17 protein-coding genes are annotated in these 15,737 nt (G+C 71.3%); 6 read left to right on the forward strand and 11 right to left on the reverse strand.

The genetic code is table 11. The annotated features are described in order from the left end of the window. Positions 1–92: 92 nt before the first annotated feature. Positions 93–665, forward strand: a complete 573-nt coding sequence (locus R2B38_RS47350) for a Dps family protein (protein WP_318022395.1) — start codon at positions 93–95, stop codon at positions 663–665. 221 nt (positions 666–886) lie between these two features. Here the strand turns inward: R2B38_RS47350 and R2B38_RS47355 are convergent, their stop codons facing one another. Continuing rightward, positions 887–1,372, reverse strand: coding sequence for a MarR family transcriptional regulator (locus R2B38_RS47355; RefSeq protein WP_318022396.1), 486 nt, complete (start codon positions 1,370–1,372; stop codon positions 887–889). A 148-nt stretch (positions 1,373–1,520) separates the two neighbouring features. Here R2B38_RS47355 and R2B38_RS47360 point away from each other — a divergent pair, with 148 nt between their 5' ends. Together R2B38_RS47360 and R2B38_RS47365 are read left to right on the forward strand one after the other, a co-directional pair. Beyond that, a complete protein-coding gene (locus R2B38_RS47360; protein ID WP_318022397.1) occupies positions 1,521–2,684 on the forward strand; it encodes a PP2C family protein-serine/threonine phosphatase in 1,164 nt (387 codons plus the stop codon). 65 nt (positions 2,685–2,749) lie between these two features. Continuing rightward, positions 2,750–3,943 (forward strand): PP2C family protein-serine/threonine phosphatase, encoded by a 1,194-nt coding sequence (locus R2B38_RS47365; RefSeq protein WP_318022398.1) that lies wholly within the window; start codon positions 2,750–2,752, stop codon positions 3,941–3,943. 9 nt (positions 3,944–3,952) lie between these two features. Here the strand turns inward: R2B38_RS47365 and R2B38_RS47370 are convergent, their stop codons facing one another. From R2B38_RS47370 to R2B38_RS47400, 7 genes are all read right to left on the reverse strand, one after another. Then, positions 3,953–4,441 carry a MarR family winged helix-turn-helix transcriptional regulator gene (locus R2B38_RS47370; RefSeq protein WP_318022399.1) on the reverse strand — a complete coding sequence of 163 codons (489 nt, stop codon included), beginning with the start codon at positions 4,439–4,441 and terminating at the stop codon, positions 3,953–3,955. A gap of 112 nt (positions 4,442–4,553) precedes the next feature. Then, a complete protein-coding gene (locus tag R2B38_RS47375; RefSeq protein ID WP_318022400.1) occupies positions 4,554–5,180 on the reverse strand; it encodes a PAS and ANTAR domain-containing protein in 627 nt (208 codons plus the stop codon). 54 nt (positions 5,181–5,234) lie between these two features. Beyond that, positions 5,235–5,684, reverse strand: a complete 450-nt coding sequence (locus R2B38_RS47380) for a response regulator (protein WP_318022401.1) — start codon at positions 5,682–5,684, stop codon at positions 5,235–5,237. Continuing rightward, positions 5,681–7,315, reverse strand: a complete 1,635-nt coding sequence (locus R2B38_RS47385) for a sensor histidine kinase (RefSeq protein WP_318022402.1) — start codon at positions 7,313–7,315, stop codon at positions 5,681–5,683. The genes R2B38_RS47380 and R2B38_RS47385 overlap by 4 nt, the downstream gene beginning before the upstream one ends. A gap of 85 nt (positions 7,316–7,400) precedes the next feature. After that, entirely contained in the window at positions 7,401–8,627 is a 1,227-nt protein-coding gene (locus R2B38_RS47390) for a fused response regulator/phosphatase (protein ID WP_318022403.1), read from the reverse strand. Between the two features lie 427 nt (positions 8,628–9,054). Then, the gene (locus R2B38_RS47395) at positions 9,055–9,849 is read right to left on the reverse strand and encodes a SigB/SigF/SigG family RNA polymerase sigma factor (protein WP_318022404.1); all 795 of its coding nucleotides are present in this window, start codon (positions 9,847–9,849) and stop codon (positions 9,055–9,057) included. A gap of 420 nt (positions 9,850–10,269) precedes the next feature. Continuing rightward, positions 10,270–10,629: a helix-turn-helix transcriptional regulator gene (locus tag R2B38_RS47400; RefSeq protein ID WP_318022405.1), complete on the reverse strand. Its 360-nt coding sequence runs from the start codon at positions 10,627–10,629 to the stop codon at positions 10,270–10,272. Positions 10,630–10,821: 192 nt separating this feature from the next. On the opposite strand from R2B38_RS47400, the gene R2B38_RS47405 reads away from it, so the two are divergent. Beyond that, on the forward strand, positions 10,822–11,553 hold the full coding sequence (locus R2B38_RS47405) for an anti-sigma factor antagonist (RefSeq protein ID WP_318022406.1): 732 nt from the start codon (positions 10,822–10,824) through the stop codon (positions 11,551–11,553). Between the two features lie 22 nt (positions 11,554–11,575). Here the strand turns inward: R2B38_RS47405 and R2B38_RS47410 are convergent, their stop codons facing one another. The 3 genes from R2B38_RS47410 to R2B38_RS47420 all read right to left on the reverse strand — a co-directional run bounded on the left by R2B38_RS47410 (position 11,576) and on the right by R2B38_RS47420 (position 13,972). Next, on the reverse strand, positions 11,576–12,604 hold the full coding sequence (locus R2B38_RS47410) for a Ppx/GppA family phosphatase (RefSeq protein WP_318022407.1): 1,029 nt from the start codon (positions 12,602–12,604) through the stop codon (positions 11,576–11,578). Positions 12,605–12,674: 70 nt separating this feature from the next. Beyond that, complete coding sequence (gene ligD, locus R2B38_RS47415) at positions 12,675–13,625, reverse strand: non-homologous end-joining DNA ligase (RefSeq protein ID WP_318022408.1); 951 nt, start codon at positions 13,623–13,625, stop codon at positions 12,675–12,677. Beyond that, entirely contained in the window at positions 13,625–13,972 is a 348-nt protein-coding gene (locus R2B38_RS47420) for a DUF6479 family protein (RefSeq protein ID WP_318022409.1), read from the reverse strand. Before R2B38_RS47420 ends, ligD begins: the two co-directional genes overlap by 1 nt. 143 nt (positions 13,973–14,115) lie before the next feature. Here R2B38_RS47420 and R2B38_RS47425 point away from each other — a divergent pair, with 143 nt between their 5' ends. Continuing rightward, positions 14,116–14,703: a carboxymuconolactone decarboxylase family protein gene (locus R2B38_RS47425; protein ID WP_318022410.1), complete on the forward strand. Its 588-nt coding sequence runs from the start codon at positions 14,116–14,118 to the stop codon at positions 14,701–14,703. Then, positions 14,700–15,566, forward strand: coding sequence for an RNA polymerase sigma-70 factor (locus R2B38_RS47430; protein ID WP_318022411.1), 867 nt, complete (start codon positions 14,700–14,702; stop codon positions 15,564–15,566). The genes R2B38_RS47425 and R2B38_RS47430 overlap by 4 nt, the downstream gene beginning before the upstream one ends. Positions 15,567–15,737 lie beyond the last annotated feature (171 nt).

The raw sequence follows: 15,737 nt of genomic DNA on the forward strand, positions 1-15,737 counted from the left end.
CGCTCAGCGACGGGATGTCTGACCTCGCCGGACAGGGGCACCCGTGAGCAGGTAAGGAACCGCACGCTCCACCCACTGACCAGAGGTGAACCATGACCAAGGAGATCAAGGACCTGACCCCGAAGTACACCGTTCCCGGGATCCAGCGCGAGGCCGCGGGCCGGTTGATCGGCGTGCTGCGGCAGCGGCTCCACTCGCTGAACGATCTCCACCTGACGTTGAAGCACGTGCACTGGAACGTCGTCGGGCCGCACTTCATCGCCGTGCACGAGATGATCGACCCGCAGGTCGACCAGGTACGCGAGATGGCCGACGACGTGGCCGAGCGCATCGCCGCGCTGGGCGGCATCGCGCCGGGCACGCCGGGCACGCTGGTGGCCGAGCGCACCTGGGACGACTACTCGATCGGGCGGGCCGACGCCATCGCGCATCTCGGCGCGCTCAACCTCGTCTACACGGGGCTGATCGAGGACGTCCGGGCCGCGGTCAAGGAGGCGGGCGACATCGACCCCGCCACCGAGGACCTGCTGATCGGACAGCTGCGCGACCTGGAGCAGTTCCAGTGGTTCGTGCGGGCGCACCTGGAGAGCGCGGGCGGCACGCTCGCCACCGGTGACGCGCACTCCGAGTCCGAGGCGGCCGCCAAGGGCGCCGAACTCGGCTGACCGGCCTCCCAACCTGCACCGAACATCCCCCGCTCGACCACACGTCGACACCGGCACCCGTGAAACTTGCCGTTTGACAACTATGGCCATGAGGCAAGAAAGTAGCGGGTGTTGTCGCAGCAGGGGGAAGGATCTGGGATGTCCCGGTCGGCGGAGGCCACTCCGTGCACCGGCCACGAACAGCAGACAGCCGCCCATCGGGCGGCTGTCGGGCGGCTCGGTCAGGCGGTACGGCTGCCGGAGGAGTCGTCGTGGTCGTGTATCTGCGCCGCGGCCACCGCACAGAACGCCTCGAGGCCGGTGAGGAGCGCGCTGCGCCCGGCGGCCGGCATCTGCTCCAGCACCGCCCCGAGCGCCAGCTCGCGCCGGGCCCGCAGGTCCGACAAGAAGGAACGCCCCAGGCTGCTGAGGTACAGACGCACCTCGCGCCGGTCCGTGGGGCTCACCTCGCGGTCGACGAACCCGGCGGCCTGCAGCCGGTCGCACAGCCGGCTGGTCGACGGCGGGGTCGAGGCGAGGTGGTCGGCGAGGGTGCGCAGATTGATGCCCTCGTGGTGTTCCAGGATGAACAGGACCCGCAGCTGCGAGGCGGACGCGGGCGCCGTCGAGGCGCGCCCCCACAGGACTTCCAGCAGTTCCGCGGCCGTAGAGGTGACGCGCGCGACCTCGTCGGGTTCGGGGCGGGGGTGGAAGGACGTCACGGTCACACTCTCGCAGGCACAGGGACGGGCCCCAGCCTACTAGGCGCGCGCAACGGACACGGATGGACGAGACGACACACGGCGCCGGGGCCGTACGGCCCACCGCAGAGCGGGCGACGCGTGCCTCGGGTGAGAGATTGGCATACCTACGATCGTGAACAGATTCCTGGCTGTCGAGCGCGCCCTGCGCACGGCGGCCCCCCATGAGCTGCCCGACGTCGTCGGCCGCGAACTGGGCAGGCTGTACGGAGCGGACTCCGTGGACCTGCTCATGGCCGACTACGGCCTGACCGCGCTCCAGCCGGTGACCGACCTGCCGCACACCCTGCCGCCGGTCTCCGTGCACAACACCCCGGCGGGCCGGGCCTTCGGCGCCCAAGAAGCCTTCGTGGAGGGCAACTTGGGCGACGGCAGCGTGCGCGTCCACCTGCCGATCAGCGTGCGCGGTGACCGTCTCGGCGTACTCTCGGTGACGCTGCCCGGCGGCGAGCACGTACGCGAGTGCCTGCCCGAACTGACCGAGCTGGCCGAGGTGTTGGGGCACGAGGTGCTGGTCGCCGAGCGCGACACGGACCTGTATCTGCGGGCCCGGCGCAAGGACCGGCTCACGCTGGCGGCGGAGATGCAGTGGCAGCTGCTGCCCGGCCGCTCGTGCTCGCGCTCCGAGTTCGACCTGGGCGCACAGCTGGAGCCCGCGTACGCGATCCACGGCGACAACTTCGACTGGTCCGCCACCGCCGACCACCTCACGCTCTACGCCTCGAACGGCATGGGCGAGGGCATAGAGGCATCCCTCCTGACGAACCTGACGGTCAACGCCCTGCGCAACGCGCGCCGGGCGGGCATCCCCCTCGCCGACCAGGCGGCGCTCGCGGACCAGGCCGTGTACGCCCACTACCAGGGCCGTAGCCATATGTCGGTGTTGATGTTCGACTTCGACCTCACCACCGGGCGGGCCCGGGTGGTGGACGCCGGATCGCCGCAGACGATGCGGCTGCGGGACGGAGTGGTGGAGCGGATCGAGTTCGACGCGCAGCTGCCGCTGGGCATGTTCGAGGAGACCGACTACGTCGAGCAGGACTTCCTGGTCGAGCCCGGGGACCGGCTCCTCTTCGTCAGTGACGGGGTGTACGCCGTCGCCTCGCCCAAGGGTGAGGCCTACGGCGACGCGGCGCTGGCGCGGGCGATCCAGCACACGAGGCTGCTGCCCGCCGCCGAGGTACCGCGGGCCGTGCTGCGCGAGCTGACCGGCCATCGCGGCACACCGACTCCCGACGACGACGCCTTGGTGGTGTGCCTGGACTGGCGGGGTCGGTGAGGTGCGCCCTGTCGTAACCCGCACCCACCGGCGTGGCGCTAGTGTGAAGACACTGAGCCGGAAGGGTGAACGCCGTGAGCACCTCTGAGTCGCTCCCCTCTGTGGAGAGCGAGTTGCGGTCGGCCCCGCCCAACGCTCTCGTGGAGACGGCCCGGCGCCTGCTGGGTGACCGCGCCGGAGCCCGGGACGTCGCCCTCCTCCTCGCCGACTACGGCCTGCGCGTGCTGCGACCGGTCGATCCGCTGCCGGACACCGCCGAACCCCTCTCCGCATACGACGGTCCGGCGGGACAGGCGTTCACCGTGCAGACGCCCGTCGTCGAACCGGCCGAGGACGCGACGGCCACCGTGTACGTGCCCGTCACCGTGCGCGGCGACCGGCTCGGCGTCCTCTCCGCCCGGGTGCCCGCCGCCGGTGCCGACGCCGCCGGGGTGCGCGGGCTCGCCGAGTTCGCGACCGCGCTGGGCCACGAGATCGCCACGGCGGAGCGCGACACCGACCTGTACCTCCTGACCCGCCGTACGCGACGGCTCACGCTGGCCGCCGAGATGCAGTGGCAGCTCCTGCCGGGGCGCGGCTGCGGTCTCCCGGAGTTCGTGATCGGCGCCCATCTGGAGCCCGCGTACACCGTCGGCGGCGACAACTTCGACTGGAGCACCGACGGCAGCCGGCTCACCATGACGGTCACCGACGGCATGGGCCGGGGCATCGACGCCTCGCTGCTCACCAGCGTGACGGTGGGCGCCCTGCGCAACGCCCGCCGGGCCGGTGTGAGCCTCTCCGACCAGGCGCGCCTCGCCGACCAGGCCGTGTACGCCCAGTTCGGCGGCAAGGTGTACGCCTCGACCCTGCTGCTCCGCTTCGACCTCGCGACGGGCACCGTCCAGGCCGTCGACGCGGGCTCGCCCCGCCTCTACCGCCGCCGCGGCGACACGGTGAAGCAGATCGAACTGGAGGCACAGCTCCCGCTCGGCATGTTCGAGGAGACGGCCTACGAGGAGCAGATCTTCTCCGTACGACCCGGTGACCGGCTCGTGGCGGTGAGCACCGGCGTCCACGGGGCCCGTTCACCGCAGGGCGCCCTGTTCGGCGAGGACGCGCTGCGCCGGGCGCTCGACGCGGCGCCGACACAGGCTCCGCAGGAGGTCGCGCGCTCGGTGGTGGCGAGCCTGGTCGAGCACTTCGGCAGCACCGACCTGACCGCCGACGCGGCCGTGGTCTGCCTGGACTGGAACGGGCGCGGCGCCGACGCGTCGTGAGGCGCGCGCTCACCCGTCCTCGTCGGGCGGCGGATCCCGGAGCGACGTGACGAACGCCCGCAGACCCTGCTCCAGGGCCGCGCGGTCGTCCGGTTCCATCCCCCGTACGACCTCGGTCAGCGCCCGGGACCGGAGCTCGGCCACCTCGGCGAGCACATCCCAGCCGTGCGTGGTGAGGCGCAGCTGTATCTCCCTGCGGTTGTGCGGTGCGGCCTCCCTGAGCAGCAGCCCGGCCGCCTCCAGCCGGTCGCACAGCCTGCTCACCGTGGGCAGCCCTGCCTCGAGCCGTTCCGCCAGCATGGTCAGGTTCGCGCCCGGTGTGGCCTCCAGGGCGTGCAGGGCGCGCAGTTGATGCGGTGAGAGCCGGACGGACGCCTCGGCCGCCGCCGTGGTCCAGAGCTCGGCCAGGCCGTCCACGGCATCGGCGATCCGGCCCGCGACGGCCTCCGTGCCATCCGCTTGCGCCGGTTTCCGGTCCGCCTCCCCGTGCGGTGCCACGTGTTCGACACCTCAGAGAAGTCGGCAGTGTGGTGATTCGCCGCTCATGGGGGTGGCCTACCCGAGATTCACACCCCCAAGCGGTCCCTTCCCCGGGAGCTTGGCCGCCCGCTCAGTCCCGGTCCGGGTACAGCACGGCCGAGATCCGCTGGTGCAGGTCGTGCTGCGGCCGGCCGGGTGCCGTGGGCGCGGCCTCGCGCACGGACTGGGCCAGCGTGCGGAGTTTGACGTTGGCGTACTGGGAGTGGCGGCGCAGGACGCGCATCGCGACGTCCGCGTCGATGCCGTAGAGGCCCATGAGCACACCGCGCGCGAGGTCGATGTCCTCCTGCGAGACGCGGGCCCGCTCGATGTCGGAGTCGGCGGTGCGCCGTGCCTCCTGCCGTACGGACTTCGTCACGTCGACGGCGAACCCGCGCAGCACGACCACCTCGCCGTCGTCTCCGGTACGGCCGTCGCCGACCAGGACGACGCTGCGTTCCTCGTCCGGTGTGCCGACCACGCGGAGGTAGCAGCTGAAGGGGAGCCCGGTGGTCCTGCCGTGTTCCAGGGCGCTGTCGAGGCCGGCCTGGTCCTCGGTGTGGACGTGGCCGCGCAGCAGCTTGGCGGTGGGCGTGACGGCGTCGGGTTCGTAGCCGAGCAGACGGAACATCTCGTCCGACCACCACCAGGTGTCCTCCGGCAGCCTGTGCAGGAACACTCCGGTGATCTCGTCGGCCCGGTCGTCCTCCGACATCATCGCCCTCACCAACTCGACGCCCGCTTCATCACCTCGTACGAAAACCCTAGCGCCTCAGCCGAAGCGGTGGGGCAGTCGGACGACCTGCACGAAGAAGTCGTCGATCTGCCGGACCGCGGCGATGAACTGGTCGAGGTCGACCGGCTTGGTGACGTAGGCGTTGGCGTGCAGTTTGTAGCTGCGCAGGATGTCCTCCTCGGCCGAGGAGGTGGTCAGGACGACCACGGGGATGTGTGCCAGCTCCGGGTCGGACTTGATCTTCTCCAGGACCTGACGGCCGTCGTACTTCGGCAGGTTGAGGTCGAGGAGGATCAGGTCGGGCCGCGGGGCGTCGGTGTGCTCACCGCGCTTGTAGAGGAAGTCGAGGGCCTCCTCGCCGTCCCGGACGACGTGGAGGGTGTTGCCGATCTTGTTGTCCTCGAAGGCTTCGCGGGTCATCAGTTCGTCGCCCGGATCGTCCTCCACGAGGAGGACGTCGATCGGGGTCGCGCCGGGGAGGGTCATGTAAGGGCCTTGTCGTCCGTGGTGGTGTCGGCGGTGGCGTCAGTGCTGCCGCTGGCTTCGGTGGTCTCTTCGCCGGTGGGGAGCGTGAAGCAGAAGCTGGTGCCCTCGCCGACGCGGGATTCGATCCAGATACGGCCGCCGTGGTGTTCGACGATCTTCTTGCACAGGGCGAGTCCGATGCCCGTGCCGCCGTAGGCGTCGCGGCTGTGCAGCCGCTGGAAGATGACGAAGACCTTGTCGGTGAACTCCTCGGGGATGCCGATGCCGTTGTCGGCGACCCGCACGCGCCACATGCCGGGGCTGTCGGGGTCGGGGTCGCAGGTGACGGTCACGTGCGGGGCGCGGTCCGGATGGCGGAACTTGAGGGCGTTGCCCACCAGGTTCTGCCAGAGCATCGTCAGCAGCGTCGGGTCGCCGACGATCTCGGGCAGGGTCTCGGGCCGGTCGATGCGGGCCTCCGACTCCTCCACGGCCGCCGCGAGGTTCCGCAGGGCCTTGTCCAGCGCCGGGCCGAGGCCGACCTTCTCCCGAGTGTCGTCGAGGCGTCCGACGCGGGAGAAGGTGAGCAGGTCGTTGATGAGGACCTGCATGCGTTTGGCGCCGTCGACGGCGAAGTCGATGTACTGCAGGCCGCGGTCGTCCAGCTTGTCGCCGTAGCGCTTCTCCAGGAGCTGGCAGAACGAGGCGACCTTGCGCAGCGGCTCCTGCAGGTCGTGCGAGGCGACGTAGGCGAACTGCTCCAACTCGGCGTTGGAGCGCCGCAGTTCGACGGCCTGGGCGTCCAGCTCGGCGGCCTGTCGGGTCAGTATCTCCTCCTGGTCGCGGGAGGCGTCGAGCTCGGCGACGATCCGTCTGCGCATGCCCTCGACGGCTCCGGCCACCGCAATGAGGTCGACCGGGCCGTCGCCGGTGATGCGGTGCGCGAAGTCGCCGCCCGCGACCCGTTCCGACGCCTTGCTCAGCGCTTCGATGGGCCGGGTCACGAGCATGCGCACGAGGACGGCGAGGGCGATGCCGGTCAGCAGGAAGCCGGCGACCATGGCGCTGAGGACGGAGTCGCGGACCGTCCGCTGGTGGGCGAGGTGGGCCCGGCCCTCCTTCACGGCCTGCGCGAGGTCGGCGTTCTGCTTGGCCCAGAGGGTGCGCAGGTGGTCGAACTCGTGCTTGCCGCTGTCCACGGTGGCCTGGTCGACGGCGCCCGGACGACCGGGGGTGACGGCGGCGGCGAGGGGCTCGGCGTAGTCCTTCCGCCAGGCGGCCGCACCGCGCTCCACCGCCCGCAGATCGGCGAGCAGTTCGGGCCGGTCACGGAGTTGTGCGCGCAGCCGCGCGGCCGAGCGGGCCTCGTCCTGCTTGCCGCCGGTGTACGGGGTGAGGAACTGCTTGTCGGCGGCGATCGCGTAGCCGCGAATGCCGGTCTCCTGGTTGACCAGGGCGGCCTGCAGCCGGTACGCCTCGGTCTGGGAGGGCTGGACGCGCAGCAGCAGATCGTCGGTGACCCGGGCCGTCTGGCTCAGCAGGTTGGCGCCGATCGCGGTGCCGATCACGACCAGCAGCACCATGAGCGACAGCGCCAGGAAGAACCATCCCTGCACCGTCAGCCGACGCCCGATCCCTGTACCGCCCGTCATGTACCTCACCGTTCGTCTCGTTTCGACACCCTCTCGTCCCACCTGCTCGTTTCCGGCGCGGTGAATCACGTCCGGGGCAGGTGCTTCATGTCCAGTGCAGGTGCAGCACGGCCACGTCGTCCGCCAGGCCGCCCTGCGCCTCCGCCAACCCCTCGGCGCGGGCGATGAGTTCGTCGACGAACGGCTCCGGTGCCAGGGCGGCCCGCTCCCGTGCGAGCCGTAGCAGCCCGTCCTCCCCCAGGCGCTCCGAGCCGCGCCCGACATGACCCTCGAAGAGACCGTCGGTGAACAGCACCACGGCCGCGTCCGTCGGTACGGCGAGTTCCTCGACGGGCCAGTCGGCGTGGCCGGGGACCACGCCCAGGGCCGGGCCGCCGGGCAGCTCGACCCACTCCACGCGGCCGCCGTCCCGCATCAGCAGCCCGTGGTGCCCGGCCCGCACCACCCGGGCCGTGCGCGCGCCGGGTGCGACCACGAGACTGACGAGAGTGGCGAAGACCTCGCTTCGGGCGCGCTCGGCGACCAGGAGTTCCTCCAGTCGGGCCACCTGTTCGGCGCCCGTGACACCGCTGAGGACCAGCGTGCGCCAGGCGATGCGCAGCGCGACACCGAGGGCGGCCTCGTCGGGCCCGTGCCCGGAGACGTCACCGACCACCGCGTGGACCGTGCCGTCGACGCTCTGCACGATGTCGTAGAAGTCACCGCCGAGCAGCGCCTGGGCGCGGCCGGGGCGGTAGCGGGCCACCGCTTCGACGCCCTCGCCGCGCAGCAGGGGGCGGGGCAGCAGGCCCCGTTCCAGGCGGGCGTTCTCCTGGGCCTGCATGCGGCTGGCCTGGAGCGCCACGGCCGCGCGCTCGGCCTGCTTGCGCTGGATCGCGTAGCGCACGGCCCGGCCGAAGAGGCCCGGCTCGACCCGGCCCTTGACCAGGTAGTCCTGTGCGCCGGCGGCGACGGCGGCCAGTCCGGTCTCCTCCTCGGCGAGGCCGGTGAGGACCACGACAGCGGCCCGCTCGGCGCCCGCCCGGACCCGGGAGAGCGCCTCGAGTCCCTGGGCGTCCGGCAGGTGCAGGTCCAGCAGGACGCAGTCCGGTACGTCGTCCGCGAGCACCTCGGCGGCCTCGGCCATCGACCGCACCCACTGCAGACGTATCTTCAGCGCGCTGTCGGCGACCAGTTCCTCCACCAACAGCGCGTCACCGGCGTCGTCCTCGACCAGCAGGACGGCGGGCTGCCAGGCCACCCAGGTTTCCGGGCCGACCCCTTCGCCGCCCACCGACAACAGGTCGTCGGCCTGCGGCTGTGGCACCACCATGGCCCTACCCTCCCCACCGAACCGTCTCATGTGACCATAGTTGCCGTCAGACAACAGTCGAGAGCATACCGGTACGCCAGGAGGTCCCGTACGCACGCGCCCCGACCGTCGGCGGAGCGCCCCAACAGGCCCTGCGTTCCGCGTAGTTGAGGGTACGACGGCCACCTGGGAGCCGGCGAGGAACCCCCTTCCTCACCGGCCTGTGACCACGCGGACACAGCGGGCGGACGACACGGCTCCGCCCGTCCGCGATTCCGTGCGACGCGTCGACCAGTGGGCCGGTTGTTGTTTGAACCGGCCCCAGCCCGGTAGTCCGAAGAGGGCGGCAAGCTGCCCAACCGCTCCCGGGAGGGTTCGGCAGTGAGCCCGCCACCGGCCGCCCCAGGAGCGACATCGCGGGGCGGCCGGCCTCCCCTTCCCGGCGCGGCTAGGCGGCGTCGGCCAGTACGCGTTCGCGCACCGTGGCGCAGGAGTGGGTGATCAGCCGGGAGACGTGCATCTGGGAGACGCCGAGATGCTCCGCTATGCGGCTCTGGGTCATGCCGCGGAAGAAACGGAGGTAGAGGATGGTGCGTTCGCGCTCGGGGAGTGTCCGCAGGGCGGGCTTGACCGCCTCGCGGTCGACGACCAGGTCGAATCCGGCGTCGCACTCCCCCAGCAGGCCGACGAGCGTCATGCCCGCGTCCTCGCCCGGCGTCTCGGCGTCCAGCGAGAGCGCGGTGAAGCTGTCCAGCGCCTCCAGACCGGCCTGTACGTCCTCCTCGCTCAGCTGCGCGTACTCGGCGATCTCGGCGACGCTCGGGCGCCGGTCCGGCCCCGTCGCGGACAGGTCCCGCAGGGCGACGCGCACCCTGTTGCGGAGTTCCTGGACGCGCCGGGGCACGTGCAGGGCCCACATGTGGTCGCGGAAGTGGCGCTTGATCTCGCCGGTGACCGTCGGGACGGCATAGCTCTCGAAGGCGTGGCCGCGGTCGGGGTCGTAGCCGTCGACGGCCTTGACGAGGCCGAGGGCCGCGACCTGGCGCAGGTCCTCGTAGGGCTCGCCCTTTCCCCGGTAGCGGCCGGCGATGCGTTCGGACATGGGGAGCCAGACGCGGACGAGTTCGTCGCGCAGGGTGTCCCGTTCGGGTCCGGCGGGCAGGTGCGAGAGGCGGGCGAAGGCGGCGGCGGTGCGGGGGGCGTCGTCGTGCGGATGGCGCTTCCGGGTGGTGACTGTGTCCATGGTGGTGCTCACAACTCCCTCAAGGGGTTGTCGAAGGACGGTCCCCATGGGAGCGGGCACGCACCGACCAGGCGGAACACACCCGCGATCCGGCATACACCGGGCCCCACGGACGTGCCTCCTGTCCGAAGCACTCACCCTGCGCCTTCCCCCGCACCGCACCCTGAAACACATGTGCGAAGGCAATGACTCCTGGCCGCCAAATGGTGACGAAAGGTGACCAATCAGGCGGGTGGAGCGAATCCAGGAACGCAGAAGCGACCGGCTGAGCGCTCTTGCAAGGCCTGCCGCGTTCCGGGTGTTCGACCCGCACCGAGGAGTGGAACGACCCGGCGCTCGCGGGCGGCCCCGTGACGCCGACGGGACGGAGCGACGCGTGAGCGATGCGCGGACGCACCATCCCCGCCCCGACCCGACGGGTCACTCGGCGAGTTCGGAGTCCCGCTCCTCGGCCGGTGCCGTGGTCGAATGCTCGCGGCGGTCGTCGTGCTGGGCGAGGGTGGAGAGCAGCGCCTCGACGGTCATCCCGGCCTCGGCCGGATGCCGCAGGATGGTGCCCGGCTGGATGCGGTACGCGTTGGTCCGCCCCTCCCGCGTGTGGGTGAGATAGCCGTCCTGCTCCAGATCGGAAATGATCTTCTGTACGGCTCTTTCGGTGAGCCTGCACCGCACGGCGATGTCACGGATTCGGGTACGGCGGTCCTCGGCGATCGCGGCCAGCACTCGGGCATGGCTGGTGAGGAACGTCCATCCTGTGTGCGTCTCGGATACTCCGTCCATGCCCCCCAGCATAGGGCCAGGCATTCACGTATCCCGAGACACGAAACAAATTTCGTGTATATCTTGACGCGCTAAATGCGGCGGGCAAGACTTGACCGCGCAGAAAACAGGGCGGATGCCTCAGGAGCGGCTGCCATGCGAGAACACGAACGTAGCGCTCCTCTCAGGAGCGGGGTGCGGACGATATGCGCGGTGTCCCCCGTGCCCACGGTGGACCACCCGTCCTCCACGGCGGATCCCCCGCCGGTCTCCGCCTCCCTGAAGATCGAGACGCGGCCGGCCGGTGCCCGGACGGTCGTCGTGGTCTCCGGGGAGATCGACATCGACTCGGAACAAACGGTGCGGCGCGCGCTGCGGCTGGCCCTCGCCCGGTCATCCGGAGGGCTGGACCTCGACCTGGCCGGAGTCGGTTTCTGCGACTGCGCCGGGCTCAACGTCCTGCTGTCCTTGCGCGCGATCGCCCTGGCGGACGGCAAGACACTCCGCGTCCGGGCCGCCGGCGCAGGGGTCGAGCGGCTCTTCGCGATCACCGGCACATCGTCCCTGTTCCGTCACGCTCCAGAACCCGCGACCACCGACGGGGTGGCCGGCTCCTGGCACGGACATTCCCCCACGACGCACGACCCGATGGAGGAGAACGGCGTGTCCGACGAGGCCGAGGAGCTGCGCGTCGAAGTCGTGCAGCTCAAGCGCGCGATGCTGACCCGGCCGGTCATCGACCTGGCCCGCGGAGTCCTGATGGCCTCCTTCGGTCTCAGCCGCGAGGACGCCTGGAGCGTCCTGGTCGACGTCTCCCAGCGCACGAACACCAAGCTCCATCAACTGGCCGAGGAACTCGTCGACTCGGTCAACGGAGCGCCGCTGCCCGAGCAGCTGCAACAGCGGATCTCGACGGCGGTCACCGAGATCTCACGCCCGGCGTAGGCCGGCGGGGCGCGGACATCGGCTACCCGCCGGCGGGTCTCGGCTTCGGCACCGGTGCGATCCGCAGGGCGACCGCTCCCGCCGCCTCGGTGTCGTCGCTGCGTCGTGTCATCTCCGTCCACCAGGCGCCGCCGTCCTCGATGTAGCGCAGCAGCACTCCTTCGCGGATGCCCCAGGGGCAGACGGTGACGGTCTTGATGCCGGTGAGCTTCATGACCGTGTGCCCGACCACGGCTCCGGCCAGGCTCTGCGCGGCCCGCGGTGCCGAGACACCGGGGAGCAGGGCCCGGTCGGCGGCGGCGAGGACGGCCAGCCGGTCGAGGCCCACGCGCAGGTCCGCCCGCGCCAACCGCCGTTCCACAAAGGGACCTTGGCGTCCGGGAGCGGCACCGCAGAGCCGGGCCAGCTGCTGAAAGGTGCGGGAGGTCACGACTGTGGTGCGGGGCCCTTCCCAGCGGATCCGTGCGGCCACGTCGCGCAGTTGGTGCCGTACCTCGCGACGCAGCGCCTTCACCGCGCGCTCGGGCGGCGGGTCCTGGCCGTAGAGGAAGTCCCGGGTCAGCCGGCCCGCGCCGAGCGGCAGGGACGCGACGAAGTCGGGCAACCGGCCGCGCCCGAAGGCGACTTCGAAGGATCCGCCACCGATGTCGAAGAGAGCGAGTGGTCCGGCGCGCCAGCCCATCCAGCGGCGGGCGCCGAGGAAGGTCAGCTCGCCCTCGACCTCGCCCGGCAGCGTGCACAGTCGTACGCCGGTCTCGGTGCGGACCGCGCGGAGCACGTCGAGCCGGTTCGGCGCGCCGCGGACCACCGCCGTGGCGAAGGCGAGTGGGCCTGCCGCACCCCAGCTCCGGGCGGTCTCGGCGGCGGCCGCCACCGCCTGCACGAGGTGGTGTACGGACTCCTCGGGGATCTCCCCGTACGGCTGCCCGACGCGCTCGGAGAGCCGTAGTTTCCACTTGGCGGTGTGCACGGGCAGCGGTACGCCGTCCTCCAGGTCCGCCACCACAAGCCGGACCGTGTTTGAACCCACGTCCACCACACTCATTCGCATGAACCGGTGAGTACCCCGCGGAAGAGCCCTCAGTCGTCCTGGTTGATCTTCGTTTCGAGGCGTTGGTCACTCAGCCGCGCAGGTCGTCCAGTCGCCGTCCGGCCGGGGCGAGGGAGCGCCCCCGACTCGCCAGTCCCGCCCAGGGGTTGGTGCGGGCCTGGTCCACGGCGTCGGTGATGGTCCAGCGGCGGGCGTCGAGGTCCGGGTCGTCGAGCTGGTCCCAGCTGATCGGGACGGCGACCGGGGCCCCGGGTTTCGCGCGGACCGCGTAGGGGGCGACGGCGGTCTGCGCGTAGCCGTTGCGCTGGATGTCGAGGTAGAGGCGGTCGCCGCGGTCCTTCTTGCGTGCGGCGGTGGTGAGCCGGCCGGGGTGCGCCTCGGCCAGGTGGTCGGCGACGTCCTTGGCGAAGGCGCGTACCGCGTCGAAGTCCTGCTGTCCGTCGAGGGGCACGACCAGGTGCAGGCCGCGCGAGCCGGTGGTCATCGGCGCGGACGGCAGCCATAGCTCGTCGAGCAACTCCCGCAGGAGCAGGGCGGCTTGGCGTACGACGGCGAAGTCGTCCCCGCCCTCTCCGTCCGCCGGGTCGAGGTCGAAGACCAGGCGGTCCGGGCGGTGGAGCGCACCGGCCCGGGAGAGCCAGCGGTGCGGGGTGATGCAGGCCTGGTCGGCGAGGTGCACGAGCGTGGCGGCGCTGTCGCAGACGACGTGGGTGACGGTGCCGCCCTCCTTGGACACCTCGACGCGTTTGATCCAGTCCGGGTAGTGCGCCGGGACGTTCTTCTGCATGAACCGGGGGCCGTCGATGCCGTCCGGGTGGCGTTCCAGCATCAGCGGGCGTCCGCGCAGATGCGGCAGCATGAAGGGGGCGACGGCCCGGTAGTAGGCGACGAGGTCGCCCTTCGTGTACTCCTTGCCGTTCCCGTCGGCGGGGAACAGCACCTTGTCGGGCCGGTGGATGTCGAGGTTACGGTGGCCCGCCCGCACGGTCCGGGTGCCGGCCGTGCTCCGGGTGCCGGCCATCAGGAACCGCCGGACCCCTCGTTCCAGCGCGGACGCTCCTGGTTCTCGCTGCGCCGGCTTCCGGAGTGGTTGAGGTCGTGCGGCAGGAGCCGCTCGCCGTCGGGGGTGCGCGGCATCTCGTCCGGCTCCCGCTGTTCCCGGATCTCCCCGACGGCACCGGATTCCGGCAGCCGGGGCTGCTCGTCCGGCCGCGGCGGCGCCGATTCCCGCTGCCGCACGTTGATGCCCAGCCGGACGGCCCACACCAGCAGCGCGACGATGACGAGACCACCGGCGAAGGCCACCACCAGGCCCATGGCGGCACCGGATGCGGCGAGGTCCACGTGTTCGTTCTCGGCGATCATCATGTCGGCCGGGTACCCCCGCGCGAAGGGGCCAAGCACGGTGGCCGGCCCGAGCGCCCGGTCCAGATGTCACATCCGCGGGCCGGCCGGTGTCTTCATGGCGAACCGCCCCCAGGCACACGTACACCACGTACAAGGAGGACACCGTGACGCTTCGCGTTCCGAAGGCCGAGCTTCCCGCCGAGCTCCGCGAGAGCATGATCAAGCAGCTCGGGGCCGTGCCCGAGCCCGTCGAAGTGCTGTGGAACCAGCCTCGACTCGCCGCGTCCAACCAGCGGTTCTCCGCCGAGGTGGGCACGTGGGACGCGGCCGACGCGGGGCTCAAGACGTTCGCGCACATGGCCGTCGCGGCCCAGGTCGGCTGCGGCTGGTGCCTCGACGTCAACTACTTCCTCGCGCTGAACCAGAACCTGGACCTGGCCAAGGCGAGCCAGGTGCCGCGCTGGCGGCAGTCGGAGGTGTTCACACCATTGGAGCGTGACGTGCTCGCGTACGCGGAGGCCATGACGAACACTCCGCCGACCGTGACCGACGAACTGTCGAAGAGCCTGCTGGAGCGGCTCGGCCCGGCCGCGCTCGTCGAACTCACCGTGTTCATCGGCTTCGCCAACATGGCGGCCCGGTGCAACACCGCGCACGGGATCACCTCGCAGGGCTACTCGGACGCGTGCGAGATCCCGCTGGCCCCGCGGACGGGGAACGCCGGCGACCACGACGTAGCGTCGACGGCATGACCCAGGACCCCTTCGTCGCGCACGGCGGCCTTCTGTTCACCGTCGCCTACGAGATGCTCGGGTCGGCGGCCGACGCGGAGGACGTGCTGCAGGAGTCCTGGCTGCGGTGGGCCGACGTCGACCGGTCACAGGTGCGTGACCCGCGGTCGTACCTGATCCGGCTCGTCACCCGGCAGGCGCTCAACCGGCTGCGCACGGTGTCGCGCCGCCGTGAGGAGTACGTCGGCGAGTGGCTGCCGGAACCCTTGCTGACCACTCCCGATGTCGCCGAGGACGTCGAGCTCGCGGAGAGTGTCTCGATCGCGATGCTGACCGTGCTGGAGACGCTCGGGCCCACCGAGCGGGCGGTGTTCGTGCTGCGCGAGGTCTTCGAGCTGCCGTACGGCGAGATCGCCGAGGTCCTCGGGAAGTCCGCGGCGGCGGTGCGGCAGGTCGCGCGGCGGGCGCGGGAGCATGTGGCGGCCCGGCGACCGCGGGTGCGGGTGAGCCGCTCGGAGCAGCAGGCTGTGGTGGAACGGTTCCTGCGCGCCCTGCGGACCGGGCAGGTGCAGGAGCTGATGGAGGTGATGGCACCGGACGTGGTGCTGGTGACCGACGGTGGCGGAGTGGTCCCCGCCGCGCTCGCCCCGATCCACGGCGTCGAGGTGGTGGCGCCGATCCTCGCCCGCGCACACGAGGTGGTGGCCGCCTTCGACACCACGCCCGTGTGGCTCAACGGTGAACCGGCGGGCCGGATCGAGTTCGACGGCGAACCGTCCGCGATCAGTGTCGTGGTGGAGGACGGCCGGGTCACCCGGATCTACGTGGTGCGCAATCCGCAGAAGCTGACGCAGCTGGACGAGCCGACCGAACTCGTCAGGTGAGTCCGCCGCCGCTCCGAACATCCCTCTGCACAGGGTGAGTTGAGGCCCATGGGCACTACCATCGACGCGACTGTACGCATCCTGTGCGAAGCCGGTGACAGCCGCGGCGGACGGGGAACCGTCCCGTGCCCGAGCGCATCGGTAGTGGCATGGGGTCGGCCGCGCGGCAGG

Source organism: Streptomyces sp. N50, assembly GCF_033335955.1.
Taxonomy (GTDB): Bacteria; Actinomycetota; Actinomycetes; order Streptomycetales; family Streptomycetaceae; genus Streptomyces.

Excerpts from the sequence above, each read along its gene's own strand:
- R2B38_RS47350 (WP_318022395.1), top strand. The coding sequence starts at position 93 with ATGACCAAGGAGATCAAGGACCTGACCCCGAAGTACACCGTTCCCGGG.
- R2B38_RS47375 (WP_318022400.1), bottom strand. The coding sequence starts at position 5,180 with ATGATGTCGGAGGACGACCGGGCCGACGAGATCACCGGAGTGTTCCTG.
- R2B38_RS47380 (WP_318022401.1), bottom strand. The coding sequence starts at position 5,684 with ATGACCCTCCCCGGCGCGACCCCGATCGACGTCCTCCTCGTGGAGGAC.
- R2B38_RS47385 (WP_318022402.1), bottom strand. The coding sequence starts at position 7,315 with ATGACGGGCGGTACAGGGATCGGGCGTCGGCTGACGGTGCAGGGATGG.
- R2B38_RS47390 (WP_318022403.1), bottom strand. The coding sequence starts at position 8,627 with ATGGTGGTGCCACAGCCGCAGGCCGACGACCTGTTGTCGGTGGGCGGC.
- R2B38_RS47395 (WP_318022404.1), bottom strand. The coding sequence starts at position 9,849 with ATGGACACAGTCACCACCCGGAAGCGCCATCCGCACGACGACGCCCCC.
- R2B38_RS47400 (WP_318022405.1), bottom strand. The coding sequence starts at position 10,629 with ATGGACGGAGTATCCGAGACGCACACAGGATGGACGTTCCTCACCAGC.
- R2B38_RS47410 (WP_318022407.1), bottom strand. The coding sequence starts at position 12,604 with ATGCGAATGAGTGTGGTGGACGTGGGTTCAAACACGGTCCGGCTTGTG.
- ligD (WP_318022408.1), bottom strand. The coding sequence starts at position 13,625 with ATGGCCGGCACCCGGAGCACGGCCGGCACCCGGACCGTGCGGGCGGGC.
- R2B38_RS47420 (WP_318022409.1), bottom strand. The coding sequence starts at position 13,972 with ATGATGATCGCCGAGAACGAACACGTGGACCTCGCCGCATCCGGTGCC.
- R2B38_RS47430 (WP_318022411.1), top strand. The coding sequence starts at position 14,700 with ATGACCCAGGACCCCTTCGTCGCGCACGGCGGCCTTCTGTTCACCGTC.